Source organism: Mycobacterium sp., assembly GCF_049802695.1.
GTDB lineage: Bacteria > Actinomycetota > Actinomycetes > Mycobacteriales > Mycobacteriaceae > Mycobacterium.
Genome location: NZ_JBARMY010000477.1, coordinates 1 through 3,266 on the forward strand (window position 1 = coordinate 1; position 3,266 = coordinate 3,266).

At 67.5% G+C, this 3,266-nt stretch carries 3 protein-coding genes; 2 read left to right on the forward strand and 1 reads right to left on the reverse strand.

Features of this window, described 5'->3' with window-relative positions:
* Positions 1–71: 71 nt before the first annotated feature.
* Both WA317_RS18960 and WA317_RS18965 read left to right on the forward strand, forming a co-directional pair.
* Positions 72–707, forward strand: a complete 636-nt coding sequence (locus WA317_RS18960; protein ID WP_425174500.1) for an endonuclease — start codon at positions 72–74, stop codon at positions 705–707.
* A gap of 7 nt (positions 708–714) precedes the next feature.
* A complete protein-coding gene (locus WA317_RS18965; protein WP_425174501.1) occupies positions 715–1,440 on the forward strand; it encodes a DUF72 domain-containing protein in 726 nt (241 codons plus the stop codon).
* A gap of 37 nt (positions 1,441–1,477) precedes the next feature.
* Here the strand turns inward: WA317_RS18965 and WA317_RS18970 are convergent.
* Positions 1,478–3,266, reverse strand: a 1,789-nt coding sequence (locus WA317_RS18970) for a hypothetical protein (protein ID WP_425174502.1), incomplete at its 5' end; no start/stop codon positions are given.

Consider the following 3,266-nt stretch of genomic DNA (forward strand, 5'->3'; position numbering starts at 1 on the left):
GGACTGCGCGGGCGCGCTGCCGCCCAAGTGACGCACGGTTGGTGATGTGACGCTGCGGGTACGCGGGCGTGATGGCCGAGCACCGACAGCTGGTACGACGACTGTTGAAGGTCGCCGGCACCACCTACGCGTCCGAGGCGGGAGTCCGAATCAACGACAAACCCATGCCGTTGTTTCAGCTGCTGGTGCTGTGCATGTTGGCCAGTAAGCCGATTGACGCGTCGATCGCCATGCGTGCCGGGCATGAACTGTTCAAGGCGGGCCTGCGCACGCCGAAAGCCGTTCTGGCGTCGGACCGGAAAACCATGATCGACGCGTTCGGCCGCGCTCATTATGTGCGTTACGACGAGAGCTCCGCGACGCGTCTCACCGACATCGCCGAGGCAGTCCGTGACGAATACGCCAGTGACTTGCGGGAACTCGCACGCCGGAGTGAGCCCGATGTACGCGCGGCCACCCGGTTGCTCAAGCAGTTCAAGGGCATTGGTGACACCGGTGCCGACATCTTCCTGCGGGAAGTGCAGGACACATGGACCTGGGCGCGGCCGTATTTCGACAAACGTGCCACCGCCGCGGCCAAAAAGCTGGGATTGCCTACTGATGCAACCGAACTGGGCCGCCTGGCGCCACGGGCCAACGCGCGCCTGGCTGCCGCTCTCATCCGCTCCTCGCTGGACGACGGGGTGCGCCGGCAAGTGACCGGCTGACTCGCCGGTGACTGTGCGGATCGGCACGTCCGGCTGGTCCTATGACCACTGGGCCAATGTGCTCTACCGCCCGGGTCTGCCCGCTGCGCGCCGGCTCGCCCGCTATGTCGAAGTATTCGACACCGTAGAGCTCAACGCCAGTTTTTACCGGTGGCCGAAGGATTCGACGTTCGCGGGGTGGCGCGAGCGGGTGCCGGACGGGTTCACCGTCTCGGTCAAGGCGCATCGCGGGCTGACTCACTACCGGCGGCTGAGCTCACCCGAGCCCTGGATCGAACGGTTCGAACGCTGCTGGGCGGCGCTGGGCGACCGCCATGGTGTGCTGCTGGTGCAGCTGCACCCCGAGCAGCGCCGCGACGATGCTCGCCTCGACCATTTCTTGAGCCTCGTCCCGGACAGCATCTGGGTGGCGGTCGAACTGCGGCACCCGTCCTGGAACGATCCCGCGGTGTATGCGCTGCTGGAAGCTCGGCGTGCCGCGTACGTGGTGATGAGCGGCGCCGGCTTGGCGTGCATACCGCGGGCCACCGCTGATCTCGTCTATGTGCGGATGCACGGCCCCGATCCGGACGCGATGTACACCGGCTCCTACTCCGCCGAAGACCTCCAGGCGTGGGCGGACCGGATCGCTTCCTGGGATCGCGAAGGCCGCGACGTGTGGGTGTACTTCAACAACGACCCGCACGGCCACGCAGTGCGTAACGCGCTCGCCCTGCGCGACCTCGTCGATTGAGCCGGAAAAGCCGTTGCGCTCAACCGCAGAGAGATTCCTACACTGGGCCGTCGAGCGGCGTCCAGCTGCGGTCGATCACACCCGGCAGGCTCAGCGCCTGCAAGCGCTCGCGCTCTGCGCGCCTGCGCTTGATCCGCAGACGTGCGTCCGACGGCATCGTGAGTAACTCGTCACAGGTCAGGAAGTAGACATCACCGACGCTGTCGATGTGCTCAGCTGCGACTCGGCGAGCGCCGAGCTCGCGCAGGGCCGCTCGCAGCTCGTGGGTGAAACGCATCGTGGTGTCATAGGCAAGTTCGCGAGAACCGCGGGCGTTAGCCGCCATCCGCTCAGCCAATTTGATGACCGGCCGGTCGACTGATCCGGACACTTCTTGTCCGGCGGCTTCGGCGGCGGCGCTGAGCAACACTGCCGCATCGTCGCCGAACGTCGGGTTGGCCAGCTCGGCCTCCCCGGGCCCGCGGTGCGGCATGCGCGTGACAGCGGCGCTGAACGCGGCTGCGACAGTGCGTGACAACGCGCGGATGCCGTCGAGGTCGCCCGCTTTGGCCAGCGGACGCAACCGCGGATCACTGCGCAGCGGGGCGGCCAGGGAGGCAACTTTATCGGTGACACTGCGGCTTTCGGTCAGCGCGTCGATGCCGGACACGCCGGTATTGGCTCCGGTGCGCGACAACGTCGCGGCGGTGACACCGGAGTCGATCATCCAAAGCCCGTTAAGGCTCCAACCTTGTTGAATTCTGGCGCGCAACAACTGCATCCGGGCTTCGACCTGCGCGTCTGACAGGGCGGTCAAGGTGTCGGTGTCGACCTGCTCCAGTGTGGCGGCGGCCTGGTAACCCAACGTGTCGGTTTTCAGGTGGCGCAGTAGCGCCAGCGCCCGCCCGGTGGCAACCGCCTTGGCCGCCGAGCCGAGTATCCCGCCGGATGACGGGAGACGGCCGGCCGGGAAGAATCTCGATACCGGTGACTTTCCGGCCAGCGCCCGTTCGGCGAACACCCTCGGGTCCCAGCCGGGAAGCAGGCCGGCGGCGAGCACACCGGTCGAGACGGCGACGTACGGGCGATGGCCGAACACAGCGATCGCCCGGTTCCCCCATTCGGCGGCGACCGGGCTGCCCGGCGTCATCACTTGCGCCATAGCTCGGCTCGCCGCCCGTAGGCCCGGCATCTGCACATCCATTGTCATCGGGGTCATCGGGCCGGGCAGCACCTCGGTGAGTCCCGTCGCACTGAAGACCGGAAATCGGGGATCGATCCGGTCATCGAACTCGCCTTCCAGCCCGTCGGGCGCCGCGCTGTGCAGGCGTGAGTAACCGGCGGGCCCGCGCCGCGGCGCCGGTTCCGCCGGTAGCGGGAGATGCCCGGGCAAGGCGATACCGCCTGAGATGTCGAGGCGACGACCGGCGAGTCCGCGCGCGGTATCCGCTACCGCCTCAGCCGTCGGCCAACCGAATTCGAATCCCCAATCCTGTTGCGAGACAGTGTCTTCAAGAGCGGTCGTCAGCTGAGTCCAGGTCGGCACCCGATATCGCCTCGGCCGGGCGGCCGAATCGAGGATGCGCCGCGCCGTGGCCGGATCGATGGTGTCCGGCGTCGCCAATTCGACGACACCGGTACGGTTGCCGGCCACCACGACAACCAGGAAGCGAACCAAGTCGTCTACGTGCAGCAGGCGCACCGGCTGTGACGACGCCTTCGCCTGCAGCAGCGTGGCCACGGTCCGGCTGACTGCCCAGTCGAGCTGACGGCCCACCGGGGGCGCCGCGCGGACGATCAGGCTCGGCGCCCAACCGGTGCTGACCAGCGCTTCGGCCTGCTGGTAC

Bases quoted from the DNA above. Each gene is read 5' to 3' on its own strand.
- WA317_RS18960 (WP_425174500.1), top strand. From the start codon at position 72: ATGGCCGAGCACCGACAGCTGGTACGACGACTGTTGAAGGTCGCCGGC.